Consider the following 17,602-nt stretch of genomic DNA (forward strand, 5'->3'; position numbering starts at 1 on the left):
AGCCTGTGCAGACAGGAACATGCAGGTGCAGGATCAATCCTGGCTGACCACTGAGGAAGCCGCCGCCTATGTCCGGCTCAAGGAGCGCAAGCTCTACGAGCTCGTCGCGCAGGGCGCCGTGCCCTGCACCAAGGTTTCCGGTAAATGGCTGTTCCCGCGCGGCGGTCTCGACCGCTGGCTGGAGGCCGGTCTGGCACGCCCCGACGGGTTCGAGCCGGCGCCGCCACCGCCGATCGTCGGCGGCAGCCAGGATTCGCTGCTCGAACTCGCCATCCGTGAATCGGGCTGCGGGTTGGCGCTGCTGGCAGAGGGCTCGCAGGCCGGGCTCGACCGTCTGCTGCGCAACGAGGTTGCGATCGCGGCGCTGCATCTCCACGCCACGCCCGATGATGACGCCGCCAATCTCGTGGCGATCCGTGCCGAGGGCATGCTGCACGATGCGGTGGTGATCAATTTCGCCCGGCGCGAGCAGGGCCTGCTGCTGGCGCCCGGCAATCCGCTGGGGCTCGACGGCCTCGCCTCGGCCATCGCGCAGGGCGCGCGTTTCGCCCAGCGCCAGCGCGGCGCCGGCGCGCAGCTACTGCTGCAGAGCCTGCTGGAGCGGGCCGGGGTCGGCTCGGGCAGGATGGTTGCCGCGGAGGGCATCTGCGCCACCGGGCAGGATCTCGCGCTGGCGATCCGCAATGGCCGTGCCGATTGCGGCATCGCGGCGCGTGCCATCGCCACGGCCTTCGGCCTCGAATTCCTGCCGCTGGTCTGGGAGCATGTCGACCTCGTCATGCGTCGGCGGAGCTATTTCGAGCCCGGTCCCCAGAAGCTGCTGGCCTGGATGCGCAGCCCCGACATGGCGGCGCGCGCGCGGGAATTCGGCGGCTATGACCTTTCGCTCAGCGGGACGATCCGGCTCAATCGCTAGCAGGCCTGTGTGCGGCCCGGCTTCGGCCGAAATCGCGCCAGGCGCAGACGCGGTGCACGAATTCGCGGTCCCGCGCCGCTTCGCCGAAGGGCGCGACGGGCCAGGGCCAGCTCTGGTCCTCCGGCGGCAGAGTGACGCCGTACATCAGGTCGAGCCGGTCATGGATCGCGCCGTCGCGTTCGCGCTCGACCATCTCGACATCGCTGATCAGGCAGACGCGTCCCCTGAAGCGCGCGAGATCATCGAGATGCCAGGCGATGCAGCGGGCCGGCAGGTCGGCCGGGAGCGTGGCGGCCCGCTCCGGGTGGTCTTCCAGCCAGTCCGCCACCGGCCAGGCGAGCTGCGAGAGCAGGTTGGCCGAGACGACGAAATCAACGGCCTCGTCGGCGATCAGATCGGCGAGCGGGTCCGCGCGGCCTTCCGCTTCGCCTGCGAGCCAGGCCATGGCGCCGGTGAGATCACGGGTCAGGAGACGGATGTTGCGGCGCGGCAGAAGCCGCAGGCGCACCAGCGGCAGGTGCACGATGTCGACCAGCACGACCTCCTCGAACTGCCGGCAGAGCTGATCAAGGGGAACGTCGCGGACGAGGCCGGAGCCGAGGATCACGGCTTTGCGCCGGCTTGGCAGCGCCGCTGCAATTTCGGCGACAAGCTTGCGGCAACGGGCATGATGATCGGCCCAGGCGCGGCGCTGGCGCAGGCCTCGCGACCACAGCGCCACGCTTTCCTGCAGCAACCCGAAGCGGCGTGCGAGCGGTTCGGCCGGAGTCAGCGCGCGCAGGGCGAGCTCGGCCAGCATGCGCTCAGGTGAGGGCGCCGCGCGCCGCCACCGGCCAGACCGCCTCGACATGGGCATCCGGCCCGTGCAGGCCGCGGACGCAGACATACCAGTCGTGCAGGTTGACGGTCGGGTCGCAATGGCCGGGCACCAGCAGCAGCCGGTCGCCGCGATGGGGCAGGGCAACCGGATCTCCGGTGAGGACGCCGTGCTCGTCGGAAGGCTTGGTGTAGACCACGCCTTCGCGTCGGAAGGCTGTCGGCATGCCGGAGTCGACCGCTGCCGTCTTGTGCCCGGCATCGACGATGGCGCGGTCCGGGACCGGCTTGCTCATCACGCCTGCCAGAATGAACAGCGCATGCTCAAAGGTCTGGAAGGGCGAGCCATCGGCATTGCGGTTGCGGGCGTAGTCGGCGTCCATGAAGATGTAGGAGCCGGCTTGCAGCTCGTTCCAGATGCCGGAGCGGCCTTCGAGGTCGAAGGTGCCGGTGCCGGCGCCGCTGACGATCTCGCAGGGCAGGCCGACCTGGCGAATGCGGTCGACCACGTTGCGGGTCAGGAAGCCGGCGCGCTCGATCGCCTCGCGGCGCTCGTCGATCGAGCGCATGTGCTGGGCGCTGCCGTGATAGGCCTGCACGCCGGAGAGCCGCAGCGAATTGCTGCGCGCCACGGCCTCGGCGAGGCGCACCGCTGCTTCGCCGGGCGCGACGCCGCAGCGCCGCGAGCCGATGTCGAGCTCGACCAGAACGTCGAAGATCACATCGTTGCGGGCCGCCGCCTCGGCCGCTTCGCGCACGCCGTCGACATGGTCGACGCAGAGCCCGATCCGGGCCTCGCGGGCGAGGCGGGCCAGCCGGTCGAGCTTGGTCGCTCCGACGATCTCGTTCGTGACCAGCACGTCGCTGACGCCACCGGCGACCAGGATCTCGGCTTCGCCGACCTTCTGGCAGCACTGGCCGACGGCGCCGTGCGCGATCTGGCGTAGCGCGATCTCGGGGCTCTTATGGGTCTTTGCATGCGGCCTCAAACGCACGCCGGAGGCCTCCGCGAAGGCGGCCATGGTCACGAGGTTCCTCTCGAAGGCGTCGAGATCGAGAATCAGCGCGGGGGTGTCGATCTCGGCGAAGGATTGTCCGGGCTGAGCCGGCGGCGTGAGAGGCATGGGTTCTCTATGTCTGGTGAATCAATCGGACTATCGGACGTCAGCATCGTGTCGCGAGCAAGACCGGCAGTGGCGCTCGCATGGCGGCCATGATAGGCCGCGCCCCATGAAGATTGGCAAGGTCACGGACGATACCCTCGCGCTTTTCGCCCGCGTCTGGCGCGAGCGGGTCAAGTCCTATCTCCCCCAGATCGCGATGATCCTCGGCCTGGTCGTCGTTATCGCCGCGACGACGAGCCTCTATCCGCTCTTGATCAAGGCTGCCTTCGACGCCTTCGCCGACCCGCTCACCGCCGAGGCCACGGGCTTCGTGCGCCGCGCCGAGCGTCTGGTCTCCAAGTCGATCGGCATCGAGATCGGCGTCGTCAACGCCGTCGCGATCGTCGTGGTCATCGTCACCGCGATCAAGGGCTTCTCCCTGCTGGCCCAGACCGTGATGACCAATAGCGTCGTCAGCCGGATCGAGGCCGACATGCAGACGGCGCTCTACGCGCATCTGATCGATGCCGACCTCGCGCAGTTGCAGAGAGAAAATCCCGCCTCCCTCACGCAGCGCTTCACCACCGACTTCACATTCGTCAAGGAAGCGCTGACCCGGATCATCAATATCGCCATCCGCGACGTGCTGACCGCGGTCGCGCTGGTCGGCGCGATGCTCTGGATCGACTGGAAGATGACCCTGATCGTGCTCCTGGTCGCTCCCGTCGTGGCGAGCCCGATCGGCCGGATCGGCAAAAAGCTGCGCCGCATGGCGATGTCGCAGCAGGAGCAGACCGGGCTGATGGCGAGCCTCGTCACCGAGAGCCTGCAGGGGGCGCGGGTCGCCAAGACCGATTCGCTCGAACCCTATCTCAAGCACCGCGCGGCCGGCGCCTTCGAGACGATCCGGGCATTGAAGATGAAGGCCGCCAATGCGCGCGGCCGGCTGGACCCGCTGCTCGAGGTCGGCGGCGGCCTTGCGGTCGCTGGCGTTCTTGCCGCCATCGGCGTGCGCATCACCTCCGGCGGTTCGACCGTCGGCGATTTCACGGGATATGTCTCGGCCCTGCTGCTGGCCGCCCAGCCGATGCGCTCGCTCGGCAACCTCAACGCCATCGTCCAGGAGGCCGGCGCTTCGCTGAAGCGCTATTTCGCCCTGATCGACGAGAAGCCGCTGATCGCCGAGCGCCCGGACGCCAAGCTGCTCGCCGTCACCGGTGGCGAGGTCGCCTTCCGCGACCTGCGCTTCCGCTACCGCGACGATGCGCGCGGGCTCGAGGGCATCGATCTCGTGGCCGAGGCCGGCAAGACCACGGCGCTGGTCGGGCGCTCGGGCTCCGGCAAGTCGACCATGCTGGCGCTGGTGCCGCGCCTCTACGACCCGAACGAGGGACGCATCGAGATCGACGGCCAGGATCTGCGCGATGTCACGCTGGCAAGCCTGCGGGCCCAGATCGGCGTGGTCAGCCAGGATGTCGTGCTGTTCGACGATACGGTGCGCGCAAATATCGGCTTCGGCCGGCGCGGCGCGACCGATGCCGACATCATCGCAGCGGCCAAGGCGGCGGCGGCTCATGACTTCATCATGGCGATGCCGGAAGGCTATGATTCCCGGGTCGGCGAGCGCGGTTCGCGGCTCTCCGGCGGCGAGCGCCAGCGCCTCGCCATCGCCCGCGCCATCCTCAAGGATGCGCCGATCCTGCTGCTCGACGAGGCGACGAGCGCACTCGACACGCACTCGGAACGGGTGGTCCAGCAGGCGCTGACGCAGTTGATGAAGGGCCGCACCACCCTTGTCATCGCGCACCGGCTCTCGACCGTGCGCGATGCCGACCGGATCGTCGTGCTCGATGAGGGCCGGATCGTCGAAACCGGCGACCATGACGCCCTGATCGCCCGCGACGGAGCCTATGCCCGGCTCTACCGGCTGCAATTCGCCGAAGGCTGAGCCAGGCGCTCAGGGCTGCTCGCGCACCAGAGCGTCGGTGGCCGCGGTGAAGCCGCGGAAGGAGATCGGCAGCGTCACCTCGCGCTTCGCCGCGTCCAGATAGCGCAGTTGCCCGGCCTCGCTCAGTCCGCGCCAGCGCTTGAAGGCCTCGTCGCTGAGATTGGCCTCGCCGAAGCAGCCTGCCGGCATGCAGCGCTGGAACAGGGCGACGACGTCCTCCTTGTCGCCGCCGCTGACCCGCACGCCGGCATTGTTGCCGAGGGTGAGATTGGGCGGCACCTGGACGACCAGCTTGTAGGGCTCGCCCTTGACCGGGCGGCCGACGGCGACGAGGGCGACCGGTCCTCGCTGGCCCTGCTGCTCGACGGTCTGGACGATCTCGCAGACGCGATTCGTGCCGACGCCCTGCTGGCAGCGCAGCACCCAGTCGCCATAGGTCGCGGTGGTGTTGTCGGGCTGCGAGACCGCGCCTGCGGCCGGGGGGGCGGGCGCGGCTGGCGCAGGCTGCGCCGGCCGCTGCGCCTGTGCCAAGGCCGGTCCCGCCAACGCCAGCGAGGAGAGCAGCGCGAAGAGCGTGGTTTTGATCAGCATGGCAGGTCCGGTTCGCTTGGGAGGCAAGGACCCGAGTTGAATGGCAAGTGGGCGCCGGAGGCAAGGGGCGCCGCGACCGCTTTCAAGCCCTGCCGCGTTCCTTGATCGCGTCGACCAGCGCCTGCGGCAGCGTGATTTCGTCGGCCATCGGCGTTCGGCCGGGAATATGAACGCCGCTGGCGGCAAGCCGTTCGGCCTGCAAAGCCATCCGGGCCGGGAAGTCGGGCGCCAGCAGGGCGGGGCTCAAGGCGATCAGGAACAGGCCGATGCCGGGCGAATCCGCGCCGTCGGCGAAGGATGGTGCATCGAGCGACCAGTTGCCACCGGTCAGGCCCGCGGCCAGGATCTCGACCATCAGCGCGATGTTGGCGCCGCGCGCGCCGCCGAAGGCGAGAAGCGCTCCCTTGATCGCCTCGCCGGCATCGGTGGTGGGCCGCCCCGCGGCATCGACGGCCCAGCCGGCGGGAATCGCCTCGCCCATCTCCGCAGCCCGCCGCACATTGACGAAGGCGGTCGCGCTCGATGCCTGGTCGATGATAAGGGGAGGCGCGTTGCTCACCGGCGCGGCGAACGCCATCGGGTTCGTGCCATAGACCGGCTTGCGTCCGATTCCGGCGGTCAGCAGGGCAGGGCCATTGCTCATGGCGAGCGCGACGAGCCCGGCTTCGGCCAGGCGCCGCGCATAGTAGCCGAGCTCCCCGGCCGTGTAGCTGTTGTGCTGCATGAAGACGGCCAGGCCATAGAGGCCGGCGCGCTCGATCAGCGCATCGAAGGCGCGGTCGAAGCCGAGCTGGGCGATGCCGCCCTTGGCGTCGACGCGGATGGCCGCCGGGGTCGGAAAGTCGATCTCGGGTTCGGCGGTGCCGACGATGCGTCCGGCGGCGAAGCCGTCGAGATAGTCCGGCAAATGGGCAAAGCCGACGGAGGAGCGACCGGAGCGTTCCGCGGCGACGGTCGCGCTCGCGAGCGCACTCGCGGCGGCTTCTCCTGCGCCAGCGGCAATCGCCGACCGAAACGCGAATTCCCGCGCGTCTTCAGGCGTATAGCGCACGATGCTGGAAATCTGGGTCACTCCCTGCACTGCGCCATCTGAAGGGAGCCCTGGCGCCGGCGGCGCCGATGCCTCAGGGCCGCCAGCCGACCTCCTGTGCCGGAGCGTTTTCGCGCTCTTCCTCGGCACGGGCGGACTCGACGACCGAGAGCACCGCCCGCAGCGCCGCCTCGACGCCCTCGCCGGACGCGGCCGAGAGCACGATCGGCGTGCGCTTGCAGGCGCGCTTCAGGCGGGCGAGCTGTTCCTTCAGCATTTCGGGCGTCAGCGCGTCGACCTTGGAGAGCGCCACGATCTCCGGCTTCTCCACCAACCCCTCGCCATAGGCCGCGAGCTCGTTGCGCACCGTCTTGTAGGCCTTGCCGGCATGCTCGCTCGTGCCTTCGACAAGGTGCAGCAGCACCCGGCAGCGCTCGACATGCCCGAGGAAACGGTCGCCGAGCCCATGGCCCTCATGCGCGCCCTCGATCAGGCCGGGAATGTCGGCGAGCACCATTTCGCGGGCGTCGATCCGAACGACGCCGAGGCCGGGGTGCAGGGTGGTGAAGGGATAATCGGCGATCTTTGGCTTGGCGGCCGTCACCGTCGCCAGGAAGGTCGACTTGCCGGCATTGGGCAGCCCGATCAGCCCGGCATCGGCGATCAGCTTCAGCCTGAGCCAGACCCAGCGCTCCTCGCCGTCGAGCCCGGGATTGGCGTGGCGCGGCGCCTGGTTGGTCGCGGTCTTGAAATAGGCGTTGCCGAAGCCGCCATTGCCGCCCTTGCACAGCACGAAACGCTGACCCGGCTCGGTCAGGTCCGCGATCAGCGTCTCGCCGTCCTCGTCGAGGATCTCGGTGCCCGGTGGCACCTTGAGCACGACCGGGGCACCATTGGCGCCATGGCGGTCCTTGCCCATGCCGTGCTCGCCGGTCTTGGCCTTGAAATGCTGCTGGAAGCGGAAGTCGATCAGCGTGTTCAGGCCCTGGACGCATTCGACCACGACGTCGCCGCCGCGTCCGCCATCGCCGCCATTGGGGCCGCCGAACTCGATGAACTTCTCGCGCCGGAACGAGACGCAGCCGGCGCCGCCATTGCCGGCTTTCACATAGATCTTGGCTTGGTCGAGGAATTTCATGCTGGCTTAGGTAGTCGTATGCGCCGGGGAGAGCAATGCGGTCGATGAAAAGAGGGCCCGCCTCCTGGCGGGCCCTTGTGCGATATCAGGCGAGGCAGGCTTCCTCGTCGGGGATTCCCTCCGGCGGGGCCGGTGTCCAGCCCGAGGCGCCCCAGCTCTTCAGCGCCGCCCAGGTCGAGCGGTCGAGCCGGAACTGCTCGCAGGGGAAGAGGCCGCCGCGTGCCGGAAGCGCCTTGAGGAAGGAGCCCTCCTGGCGGAAGCCACTCTTCTCCAGCACCCGCCGCGAGGCCGGGTTGATGACGCGCGTATCGGCCTCGATCGCCTCGATCTCGACCAGCGAGAACAGCGTGTCGATCAGCGCCTGCACCGCCTCCGTCGCCAGCCCCTTGTTCCAGTGCGGCGTGCCGAGCCAGTAGCCGATGAAGGGGCGCCCGCTCGCCTGCGGATGCGCGCCGATCATCCCGATCAGCTCATTGGGCCGGTCGCGCGGCGTGACGGCCAGCACCAGGTGCTCGCCGAGCGCATTGCCCTTGCGCATCGCGAAGATGAAAGGCTCGACCGCCCCGGAAGGATAGGGGTGCGGGATCGATGCGGTCATTTCCGCCACGGCCTTGGCACCGGCGAGGCGCAGGATCGCGGAGGCGTCGGCCATGCGCGGCCAGCGCAGCCAAAGACGCCGGGTCTCGAGCCGGAAGACGTCGTCTCTTGTCAGTTCAGGGAACATCGGGGTCTCTCCGTCGGCGCAACGAGAAAGGGGGAGATGGGCTTTGGTCCCATCTCCCCCGGTTCGTTGACCTTCGGGAAACCCGTGACGGGTTTTTGCCCCTTCTCGATCGTCCGGTTCGATGGAACCGGCGGATCGAGAAAGTTCCCTATCCGCCGTTTATTCTGCGGCCTCTTGGGCCGGAACTACGTTGACGAAAGCTCGGCCGAGTTTCGTCGTGAATCGCACGCGGCCGTTCGCCGTGGCAAAAAGGGTATGATCCTTGCCAAGGCCAACGTTCACGCCGGGATGCCATTTGGTCCCGCGCTGACGCACGATGATGTTGCCGGCCACGACGGCCTGGTCGCCAAAACGCTTCACGCCGAGACGCTTGCTTTCGGAGTCGCGACCATTGCGCGACGAACCGCCTGCTTTTTTGTGAGCCATAACGCCCTACCTCGAAAACTCTTCAGTCCATGTAACCCGAATCGGCGGCAAATGCCACCGGTTTCGGAAACGAAGCCCGTGAGAACCTGACAGCGAGGGTCAGTAGTCCTCGCCGGAAGCGAGCTCGGCCTGGTCGGCCTTGGCCCGCGGCGGCTTGCCGGCGAGCAGCTCCTTTGCCTGCTCGACCCACTCTTCGCGGGTGGCGCGGCCACGCAGCTTCAGCTCTTCGTCCCACTTGGCGACGTCGGCCTCGGTCCACGACGCGATGTCGTTCCACGAGGTGATGCCGGCGGCGCGCAGCTTCTTCTCGATGGTCGGGCCGACGCCTGAGATCAGCGAGAGGTTAGAGGCGTCGAGCGCCTCGGCCTTGGCGGCCGGCTTGGCCTTGCCCTTGACGGCAGGGCTGGCGGCCTTGAGCGCGGCCGGAGCGGCTTCGCCCTTCTTCATCTCCGGCTTCTTGCCGCCGGTGAGGATGTCGGTGATGCGCACCACGGTCAGCTCGGCGCGGAAGCCGCGCTTGCGCTTCGAATTCTGGCGGCGGCGCTTCTTGAAGGCGATGACCTTCTCGCCGCGGGTCTGCTCGACGATCTCGCCGGCGACGGTGATGTCGCTCAGGAAGGGGGCGCCGATCGTCGACTTCTCGCCGTCCGTCAGCATCAGCACGGAGCCGAAGGCGACGGTGTCGCCCGGGTTGCCCTCGAGCTTGGCGATCGTAATGCGGTCATTGGCGGCGACGCGGAATTGCTTGCCGCCGGTCTTGATGACTGCGAACATCATTGTTCTCCATGTTCGGCCCCGCCCTGTCACTGGCCTCGCGGCGCATGCAGGGCGACTTTTTGGCAGTCGTTGCGTTTTGGGTTTGCTCTTCCGAGGCTTGCGTCGCCGGCTCCCTGAAGAGCCCGGCGCCACGCTCGCGCCAAAAGAGATCGGGCGCGGGTTTCCCCACGCCGGACGAGGCTCTCTAGGCGGGCAGGGGGCCTGCGTCAAGGAAAACCCTGCCCGGCACGCTCCCTGTCGATGAGTTGAAACTTCTGCTCAAGGAGGCTTGTGCGGCGCGCGGGTGGTGTGTAACAAGCACCCCGCTTCGACATGAGCACCGCGGACAGGTGGCAGAGTGGTTGAATGCACCGCACTCGAAATGCGGCATACCTGCAAGGGTATCGGGGGTTCAAATCCCTCCCTGTCCGCCACTTCCTTGATCTCACAGCAGCTTGCCTAGCTTAGCGCTCCCGTTCGTGGGGCCGGCGGTGTCGTCGCACTCCGAGGGCGGGCTAGGACCTGCGTTTCCCTCGCCCTCGATCTTCGCGGCTCATCGGTCGGCTGACGTGATGCCCTACGCGCAGCCGGCGAATCGAGACGGGGCCGGCGGCTGCGCCGCCATCTCGAATTTGATTTGCCTCAAGGGCATGTGCGGCGCAGTGTCTAAGATCTCCTGTCGCTTCGGGGGAGGCCACTGTCCATGACACTCAAGGAATGGCTGGATCGACTCGCGAAACTCGAGCGCGAGCAACTCGGTCTTTACCGCGCGGGTCGCGCAAGCGAGGGAGACGCGGTCGGTCTGACAATCTGCCAGTTGATCAGCGAAGGTCGATCGCATGGCTTCTGCGTGCCTGATGGACGGCCTCCGCTCAACAAGAGCGGCGAATCCGGCGGTTCGCACGTCTAGATCGGCGATGTGCCGGCGGCTGGGCCAGCTTGTCCGGCTTGTGGCCTGATAGCGCGCGGTTGGCTGCCCGTGCCGGCCATCACGGCTTCTTGTCGGCTCGGACCAGGCAGCGCTGAAGGCTGGGTTGGCGCTCCGTCCGCCCGACATCGGTACCGGCTATTGTCCCCAGGGACAGGTTTCCGCCTTGGCGAATGCGCTACTATCGGCGCTGAGCCGGGCCGGAGCCGATCGAGACCGGGCTTGCATGCAGCGCCCCGCGAGCGGGGCGAATCTGAGGGAATTTCGTCTCGGAGTTTGCGCCCATGACCAGCAGAACCGTGACCGCAGCGGCAGTTCTCGTGCTCGGCGCCATGATCTGTCCGTGCATCGGCAGCCAGCCAGCCCAGGCCTGCAACAAGACGGCCGGATGCGCGATGGATACGCTGGAGGAAAGCCACGACATGATGCGCGATGGGCGCATGTCCGAGGCGATGGCCGCCGGGCGCGCCAATGTCGAGGCCTTCCGGAGGTTGCGCGAGGCCGAGGAAAACATGGCGACCTGGCCGGCCCGGAGAACGGTGGCGGCGCCGCGATAAAGCATCGGCCCGATCCGATGCTCTGACCAAGACGTAGAGGCAGCCTTGTACCTGGATGCCGGGTGCGGGCGCGAAGGCGTCTCGCCAGGGAGAAGCTCATGGATCTGCGGATCGCGCTGGCCTGCTTCCTCGCCTGTGGCCTGGTTTCCCGGCCGCTTGCGCAGACCCCGCCGCCTCAGGCCGCGCCCCCGGCGGCCGCGCCGGTCGCGGCAACGCCCGCGCAGGCCGCGCAAGTACTGAGCAATGCGGAACTGGAGGCGCTCGTCGCGCCGGTCGCGCTCTATCCCGATACGCTGCTGGCGCAGGTGCTGATGGCATCGACCTATCCGCTCGAGGTCGTGCAGGCCGACCGCTGGGTCGCAGCCAACAAGAAGCTCAAGGGCGATGCGCTGAAGGTCGCTGCCGAGAAGCAGCCCTGGGACGCCAGCGTCAAATCACTGGTCGCGACGCCTTCCGTGCTCGAGATGATGAGCAAGAACCTGGACTGGACGCAGAAGCTCGGCGACGCGGTCCTCGCCCAGCAGCCGGATGTGATGGATGGCGTCCAGCGCATGCGGACGCGGGCTTATGATGCCAAGAAGCTGTCCTCCGGCTCCCAGCAGAAGGTCACGGTGCGGCAGGAGAGTGGCAAGCAGACGATCCTGATCGAGCCGACGCAGCCCGACACGCTCTACGTTCCCTATTACGACCCGGCCGTGGCCTATGGTTCCTGGCCCTATCCGGCCTATCCGCCCTATTATTTCCCGGCGCCGGGATACATCGCCACCGGCGTGCTCGCGACCGGACTCGCCTTCGGAACCGCCTACGCGCTCGGGCGCTGGAGCACGGGTGGGTACTGGGGCGGCAACGTCAACTGGAACAACAACAACATCAATATCGACCGCAACCGCGTGGCGCATTGGGAGCACAACCCCCAGCATCGCCATGGCGTCCAGTACCGGAACAATGCCGTCCAGCAGAAATTCGGGGGCAACAACAACCTCCGGGCCGGAGCCGGCGAGCGGATGGACTTCCGCGGCCGTGGTGGCGATCAGGTGCTGCGCCCCGAAGGTGGCCGCGGCGATCTCGGCGCCGGAGCCCGCCCTGACCAGCGCCCGGGTGACCGCGCCAATGCTGCGAACCGTCCCGATCGCGGTCCCGGCGACCGGGCAGGCGCGGGCAATCGACCGGGCGGGCCCGGCCGTGACGCGCGCCCGGGCGGTGATGGCCGCGGCCAGGGTGCGCGCGCAGCGACGCAGCCTCGGCGTCCGGATGCGGGTGCGCGGCGCCCTGCGCCGGGTCGTGACAGTGCTTTCGGCAATGTGCAGCAGGGGCGGGCTGCGAACCGCCAGTCCCAGCGCGGGCAGGCGAGTCTGGCGCATGCGCGCGCTGCTGCTCCCCGGGCGATGCATGCCGGCGGTCCCGGCATGGGACGCGGACCGGCCATGAGGCCCGGCGGCGGCATGGGGCGCGGGCCAGCCATGAGCCGGGGCGGCGGGATGAGCCGCGGCGGCATGGGCGGCGGCCGTGGCGGTGGCAGGGGCGGCGGTCGCCGCTCCGACATCCGCCTGAAGCACGACGTCGCGCTGCTCGGGCATCTCGACAATGGCCTCGGCCTCTACAGCTTCGCCTATGGCGGCTCGGAGAAGCGCTATGTCGGCGTGATCGCCCAGGAGGTCCTGAGCGTTGCGCCCTGGGCGGTGAGGCGCGGCGCCGATGGCTATCTGCGCGTCGACTACCGGGTGATCGGCGTGCCGTTCCAGAGCTTCGACCACTGGCGCGTCTCCGCCACGCCTTCGCTCGTGCCGGTCGGCGGCGCGGATTGAGAAGGGATCTCGTCGCCAGTTTCATTCAACTCCCGGGATCGGTTCCATGACAAAGCCATGGCAAGCGCTGCGTCGGCTCGCTCTCCTGCTCACGGCGGGCGCGGCGTTCATCCTCTCGCCGGCGACGGCCGCACGCGCCCAGCAGCCCTTCAAGACCCCGGCCGAGGCCGCGGCCGCCCTGGTCGACGCGGTCCGCGCCCGCGACACGGCGCGCCTGCGGACCATTCTCGGCGCTCCGGCGCGCGCGATCCTCAGCTCCGGTGATACGGTCGCCGACGCAGCCGATCGCGAGCGCTTCGTCGTCGCCTACGACAATCGCCATTCGGTGAGCGAAAAGGGCGATACCGCCACCTTGCTGGTGGGCCAGGACGAGTTTCCGTTCCCGATTCCCATCGTTCGCAGCGGCGGCCGTTGGAAGTTCGATTCCGAGGCCGGCAGCAGGGAGATCACCGCGCGCCGGATCGGCCGCAACGAGCTTGCCGCCATGCAGGCGATCCTCGCCTTCTACGATGCGCAGCAGGACTATGCCGCGAAGGATCGGACAGGGAAGGGGGCGGGTCTCTATGCGAGCCGGATCGTCAGCCGGCCGGGCACGCGCGATGGACTGTACTGGCCGAGCGCTGCCGGCGAGGAGCAGAGCCCGCTGGGAGAGCTCGCCGCCGAAGCGGCTGGCGAGGGCTACCGCGCTGGCGAGGAGCGCCGGCCCTATCACGGCTATTACTTCAAAATCCTGACGCGGCAGGGCTCCGCGGCGCCCGGCGGCCGGATCGACTATGTCGCCGGCGGGCGGATGATCGGCGGCTTCGCCATCTTGGCCTATCCGGCGGAGTATGGCAGGTCCGGGGTGATGAGCTTCATGCTCAATCATTCAGGCACGGTCTATCAGAAGGACCTCGGCCCCCGGACCGCCCGCATCGCGGCCCGGATGGGCAGCTTCAACCCCGACAGCGGCTGGGAGAAGGTTTCGCCCGGCCAATAGCAGCAGTGGTGGCCTCCGGATGCTTCGAGCCCGCATTCATCTTCGTTCGGCTCGTGATGCCCATTCGGGAGGCAAGACCCGGAAACTGCCGGGGCTGCGGCGATGAAAGCCCGGGATCTGCTTCCCGCGAGCCTTGTGGGCTACCGGCTGGAAAGCTTGCGCTTCGATGTCACGGCTGGCCTCGCGGTCGCCGCCGTCGCCATTCCCAGTGCCATCGCCTATCCGGCGATCGCCGGCCTGCCGGCCGAGGTCGGCCTCTACTCCAGCATCCTGCCGCTGGTCGGCTACGCGCTGTTCGGGCCGTCGCGCAAGCTGATGGTCGGCCCGGATGCCGCGACCATGACCGTGCTGGCCGCGGCGCTGGCGACCCTGCCTCTCGACAATCCGGCCGATCGCGTCGCCGCAGCGGCGGCGCTGGCCTTGATGGTCGGCGTGCTCTGTGTCCTGGCTGGCAGGCTGAGTCTCGGCGTCGTCGCGTCCTTCCTGTCGCGCCCGATCCTGATCGGCTTCATCAGCGGCATCTCGATCTCGATCCTGATCGGCCAGATTGGACGGCTGACCGGTGTCCGTATCGAAGGTGACGGGCTGATTCAGCCGCTGCTCGAGATCATCCGCAAGGCCGGCCAGATCCATTGGCCCTCGCTTGGCTTCGGTGCCGTGATGTTCGGCCTGCTCGTGTTGCTGGCGCGGCTGCGCTTTCCGATTCCCGGGCCGCTCGTCGTCGTCGTGCTGGCGGGCATCGCCTCGGCGCTGTTCGATCTCGAGGGCCGCGGCATGAAGGTGATCGGCAGCCTGCCGAGCACGATGCCGAGCTTGTCCTTGCCGGATGTCTCGCGCTTGCCGGTGAAGGAATTGCTGCTCGGCGCCGGCGCGGTCTGGCTGGTCAGCGTCAGCTCCGGCCTTGTCGCGGCGCGCAGCTTCGGAGCTCGGGACAAGTTCGACGTCGACGCCGACCGCGAGCTGACCGGACTTGGATACAGCAACATTTTCTCGGGCCTGTTCAGCGGCTTTCCGGTGACGGTCTCGGACTCGCGCACGGCGATCAACATCTCGGCCGGCGCGCGCTCGCAGATCTCGGGGCTCGTCGCCGCCTTCGCGCTGACGGCGCTGCTGCTCTATCTCAACGACGCGCTGCGCCTCCTGCCCAATCCGGCGCTGGGCGCCATCCTCGCCTTCGCTGCGCTGAACCTGATCGATCTCGGCGGTCTTCGCGAGATCTGGCGGGTCAGCCGCACCGAGTTCGTCTTCGCCCTGATCAGCATGTGGGGCGCAATCAGCCTCGGCGTGCTCAGCGGAGTCGTCATCGCCATTGCCGGCACCTTGCTGCATGTCCTTCTCAAGGAAATGCGCCCGCGCGTCGCCCTGCTCGGGCGGATCGCAGGGCGGCCGGGCTTCTACAAGCTCCACCGCAGCGAACGCGCGGCTCCGGTGCCGGGCATGGTGATCTTCCTCGTGCAGGGCAGCATCCTGTTCTTCAATACGGACTTTCTGCGCGACCGTTTCGAGAGCGTGGCGCAGGCGGTCCCGCCGGGTACCGACTGGCTCCTGGTCGATGCCAGCGCCGTCGCCCAGATCGATACGACGGCGGTTGCCATGCTGCAGAAGCTGCGGGCCGATCTGTCGGAGCTCGGCCTGACGCTGGTTCTGGCCGAACTCCACCGCGAGCCTTGGGAGATTCTGCAGCGAGCCGGCTTCTTCGAGGGGCCGGAAGCGACAATGGTCTTCGACGATGTCGAGGATGCCGTCAGTGCGCTTGCCGGCCGCGAACCCGGCACTGCGGCGCAGCCGGCGCCGGTCGGCGAAGGACCGGTCGGCGAGGGGCGGCCCGGCTCCGTCTAGGCTGGCTCGGTGCGCCGGTACTCCCGGACCAGGATGTCGCCGCTGATGATCAGCACCCAGAGCGGAAAGACCAGGAAAGCCCCGTCGACGATATGGCTGCCGAGCAGCAGGAAGGCGGCTGCGGCGTAGCCGCAGAACGCCGTCCAGCGCGCCGCGATCCCGGTGCGCAGCACGATGGTCGAGGCCGTCAGCAGGAAGACGCCGGCGACCTTCAATGCGTAGACGCTGACCAGGAAATAGGAGAAGGAGCGCGCCAAGGTAAAGGTCACCGAGCCCGCGAGTTCGCGAGGCAGCGCCGCATGGGTGGTCAGGATCGCTCCGATGGCGGCAGCCGCGGTGAACAGCATGGCGACGAAGAGCAGGCCGCTGCCGAGGAAGACCGTTGCGAACAGCGGATGCTCCTGCGCACCGAGCCTGTCGCGCAGCACGCCCATGAACCAGAGAAAGGCGATGCCGGCGAAGGGGATGAGGTGGAGCGCGAGCTCGACCTTCCAGGCCTGGGCCCCGAGCCAGTCGCCGGGGTCGCGCGGATGCAGGCGCAGCGTCTGGAGAACCAGCAAGATCGCCGACAGGAGCAGGACGGAGAACAGGATGCCGGCGACCGCCGCGGCCCGCGGCGCCTTCAGCCCGGCAGGTGCGTGATGGGCGGACGACGCCATGCTCGACCCCGTTGACTGCAAATTCGGCGGCCGCGCCGGAGCCAGCCGCAGGGCTCTGAGGCTAGGGATCGGCGAAGCGCAGCAGCCCGAGCCGCTCGGCGCAGGTTACAAGCTCCACCACGGAGCGGATCTGCAGCTTCTCCATCACGTTGTGGCGATGCGCCTTCACCGTCCGCTCGGTGGTCCCGAGTGCGAAGGCGACCTGCTTGTTCATCTTGCCGCGGATGACGAGATCGAAGACCTCGCGCTCGCGTCGTGTCAGCAGGAGCAGCCGCTGCCTTGCCGCGCGTACCCGGCCCTCCCGCTCGCTGGCGAGGCGATGACGGGCGATGGCGCGATCGATCGCGACGATCAGCTCCTCGGAGGCCACCGGCTTGGTGAAGAAGTCCTCGGCTCCGGCCTTGATCGCCTTGACGCCGGTGCGCACGTCGTTCTGGCCGGAAAGGCAGATCACCGGGAGGTTCGAGCCGGCCCTGTTCAGCCGATCGAACAGGTCGGGCACGTCCGTGTCCGGCTTCTCCACATCGACGACGATACAGCTGGCGCTGTCGTCGTCCGGTATCTGGCTCAGGATCTCGTCGGTGCTGCCATAGGCCTTGGTCCGGTAGCCGCAGGCGCGGAGCAGTCCGTCGATCCCGGCCTGGGCGGATAAATCTCCTTCAACGATATGCACAAGAGCTGACATGGCTTTCCCCCGATCTGCTGGCTGGCGGGCAGCCGCTCCGCCGGTCATCTCGGAATGCGCGCGGCCTCAGGGTGGCTTCAACGAGTCCCGGTCGCAGCGTTGATACTTGGTCGCCATGCCGCCCTCCGGGCCGAGATAGCGATTGAGCGTCCCGCCCTCCGCCAACGCGAACACCGCGCGGGCGCTGTCGGATGAGACGGTGGTGGTGCAGCTCAGGTTCAGCACCTGCCGATCGCCCTGGGCTGTCATGCGGACGATCCGGCAGGTGGCGAGTGGCGTCGCCAGCCGCTGGCCGGCAATGATGAAGGCCGGTGCGAAGGCAGCTGCCGGCCGCCGGAACGCTATTGCCGCTCCCTTCGGGACGAAGACGCTGGAGCAGGCGCCGCCTTCCTCGAGCCAGGCACCTTGCAAGGCTCCCGTCTGCGCCCGTACCTCCGAGGAGAGAGGCAGGGTGAGCGTGGCCGTGGCCACAGACGCGACAAGGAGCGTCAGGCGGCAGATTGATGCGGTCATCCAGCCTCCATCGCTCGGGCAGGCCCGGTCGAGCAGGGAGCGCCGGAAGCCGACGCGCTCAGTCGATCCGGGATGGCAGGACGCGTGTCGGAGTATTATCGCCGACGGTATCGCAACCTGAACGGGTTGTTGCGTCGCGCCGCCGCCATGCCGCTGCACCTCATTTCTGACCGTAGTGCAGGCCGCAAA

19 protein-coding genes and 1 tRNA gene are annotated in these 17,602 nt (G+C 68.3%); 9 read left to right on the forward strand and 11 right to left on the reverse strand.

Features of this window, described 5'->3' with window-relative positions; translation table 11 throughout:
* The first annotated feature begins 25 nt into the window (after positions 1–25).
* Positions 26–916: a substrate-binding domain-containing protein gene (locus tag AC1REK_RS19270; RefSeq protein ID WP_492268811.1), complete on the forward strand. Its 891-nt coding sequence runs from the start codon at positions 26–28 to the stop codon at positions 914–916.
* Here AC1REK_RS19270 and AC1REK_RS19275 read toward each other — a convergent pair.
* The gene (locus AC1REK_RS19275) at positions 906–1,454 is read right to left on the reverse strand and encodes a hypothetical protein (protein ID WP_492268810.1); all 549 of its coding nucleotides are present in this window, start codon (positions 1,452–1,454) and stop codon (positions 906–908) included. The two genes, AC1REK_RS19270 and AC1REK_RS19275, sit on opposite strands and share 11 nt — an antisense overlap.
* Between AC1REK_RS19275 and AC1REK_RS19280 the strand changes: the two genes are divergently transcribed.
* Positions 1,434–1,727: a hypothetical protein gene (locus tag AC1REK_RS19280; protein WP_492268809.1), complete on the forward strand. Its 294-nt coding sequence runs from the start codon at positions 1,434–1,436 to the stop codon at positions 1,725–1,727. The genes AC1REK_RS19275 and AC1REK_RS19280 overlap by 21 nt on opposite strands.
* Here AC1REK_RS19280 and AC1REK_RS19285 read toward each other — a convergent pair.
* Positions 1,720–2,856 (reverse strand): DSD1 family PLP-dependent enzyme, encoded by a 1,137-nt coding sequence (locus AC1REK_RS19285; RefSeq protein WP_492268808.1) that lies wholly within the window; start codon positions 2,854–2,856, stop codon positions 1,720–1,722. The genes AC1REK_RS19280 and AC1REK_RS19285 overlap by 8 nt on opposite strands.
* Positions 2,857–2,962: 106 nt before the next feature.
* Between AC1REK_RS19285 and AC1REK_RS19290 the strand changes: the two genes are divergently transcribed.
* Positions 2,963–4,783 (forward strand): ABC transporter ATP-binding protein, encoded by a 1,821-nt coding sequence (locus AC1REK_RS19290; protein WP_492268807.1) that lies wholly within the window; start codon positions 2,963–2,965, stop codon positions 4,781–4,783.
* 9 nt (positions 4,784–4,792) lie between these two features.
* Here the strand turns inward: AC1REK_RS19290 and AC1REK_RS19295 are convergent, their stop codons facing one another.
* The 6 genes from AC1REK_RS19295 to AC1REK_RS19320 all read right to left on the reverse strand — a co-directional run bounded on the left by AC1REK_RS19295 (position 4,793) and on the right by AC1REK_RS19320 (position 9,466).
* Entirely contained in the window at positions 4,793–5,374 is a 582-nt protein-coding gene (locus AC1REK_RS19295; protein ID WP_492268806.1) for an invasion associated locus B family protein, read from the reverse strand.
* Between the two features lie 82 nt (positions 5,375–5,456).
* On the reverse strand, positions 5,457–6,437 hold the full coding sequence (locus AC1REK_RS19300; RefSeq protein ID WP_492269121.1) for an Ldh family oxidoreductase: 981 nt from the start codon (positions 6,435–6,437) through the stop codon (positions 5,457–5,459).
* A 61-nt stretch (positions 6,438–6,498) separates the two neighbouring features.
* On the reverse strand, positions 6,499–7,542 hold the full coding sequence (obgE, locus tag AC1REK_RS19305) for a GTPase ObgE (RefSeq protein WP_492268805.1): 1,044 nt from the start codon (positions 7,540–7,542) through the stop codon (positions 6,499–6,501).
* Positions 7,543–7,627: 85 nt separating this feature from the next.
* Positions 7,628–8,266: a GNAT family N-acetyltransferase gene (locus AC1REK_RS19310; RefSeq protein ID WP_066475135.1), complete on the reverse strand. Its 639-nt coding sequence runs from the start codon at positions 8,264–8,266 to the stop codon at positions 7,628–7,630.
* Positions 8,267–8,425: 159 nt separating this feature from the next.
* On the reverse strand, positions 8,426–8,692 hold the full coding sequence (rpmA, locus tag AC1REK_RS19315; RefSeq protein ID WP_332682542.1) for a 50S ribosomal protein L27: 267 nt from the start codon (positions 8,690–8,692) through the stop codon (positions 8,426–8,428).
* Positions 8,693–8,791: 99 nt separating this feature from the next.
* The gene (locus tag AC1REK_RS19320) at positions 8,792–9,466 is read right to left on the reverse strand and encodes a 50S ribosomal protein L21 (protein WP_492268804.1); all 675 of its coding nucleotides are present in this window, start codon (positions 9,464–9,466) and stop codon (positions 8,792–8,794) included.
* Between the two features lie 326 nt (positions 9,467–9,792).
* Between AC1REK_RS19320 and AC1REK_RS19325 the strand changes: the two genes are divergently transcribed.
* From AC1REK_RS19325 to AC1REK_RS19350, 6 genes are all read left to right on the forward strand, one after another.
* Positions 9,793–9,882 (forward strand) — tRNA-Ser (locus tag AC1REK_RS19325).
* 269 nt (positions 9,883–10,151) lie between these two features.
* Positions 10,152–10,358 (forward strand): hypothetical protein, encoded by a 207-nt coding sequence (locus AC1REK_RS19330; protein WP_327524233.1) that lies wholly within the window; start codon positions 10,152–10,154, stop codon positions 10,356–10,358.
* Positions 10,359–10,660: 302 nt separating this feature from the next.
* Entirely contained in the window at positions 10,661–10,933 is a 273-nt protein-coding gene (locus AC1REK_RS19335; RefSeq protein WP_492268803.1) for a hypothetical protein, read from the forward strand.
* A 98-nt stretch (positions 10,934–11,031) separates the two neighbouring features.
* Complete coding sequence (locus AC1REK_RS19340) at positions 11,032–12,738, forward strand: DUF3300 domain-containing protein (RefSeq protein ID WP_492268802.1); 1,707 nt, start codon at positions 11,032–11,034, stop codon at positions 12,736–12,738.
* Between the two features lie 46 nt (positions 12,739–12,784).
* On the forward strand, positions 12,785–13,717 hold the full coding sequence (locus AC1REK_RS19345) for a DUF2950 domain-containing protein (RefSeq protein WP_492268801.1): 933 nt from the start codon (positions 12,785–12,787) through the stop codon (positions 13,715–13,717).
* A gap of 102 nt (positions 13,718–13,819) precedes the next feature.
* On the forward strand, positions 13,820–15,556 hold the full coding sequence (locus tag AC1REK_RS19350) for a SulP family inorganic anion transporter (RefSeq protein ID WP_492268800.1): 1,737 nt from the start codon (positions 13,820–13,822) through the stop codon (positions 15,554–15,556).
* On the opposite strand, the gene AC1REK_RS19355 is transcribed toward AC1REK_RS19350, so the two are convergent.
* From AC1REK_RS19355 to AC1REK_RS19365, 3 genes are all read right to left on the reverse strand, one after another.
* Positions 15,553–16,215 (reverse strand): hypothetical protein, encoded by a 663-nt coding sequence (locus AC1REK_RS19355; RefSeq protein ID WP_492268799.1) that lies wholly within the window; start codon positions 16,213–16,215, stop codon positions 15,553–15,555. The genes AC1REK_RS19350 and AC1REK_RS19355 overlap by 4 nt on opposite strands.
* 61 nt (positions 16,216–16,276) lie before the next feature.
* Entirely contained in the window at positions 16,277–16,900 is a 624-nt protein-coding gene (locus tag AC1REK_RS19360; RefSeq protein ID WP_492268798.1) for a response regulator transcription factor, read from the reverse strand.
* Between the two features lie 66 nt (positions 16,901–16,966).
* On the reverse strand, positions 16,967–17,413 hold the full coding sequence (locus AC1REK_RS19365; protein ID WP_492268797.1) for a hypothetical protein: 447 nt from the start codon (positions 17,411–17,413) through the stop codon (positions 16,967–16,969).
* Between the last annotated feature and the right edge of the window lie 189 nt (positions 17,414–17,602).

The organism is Allobosea sp. GW823-FHT02B03, assembly GCF_058797755.1.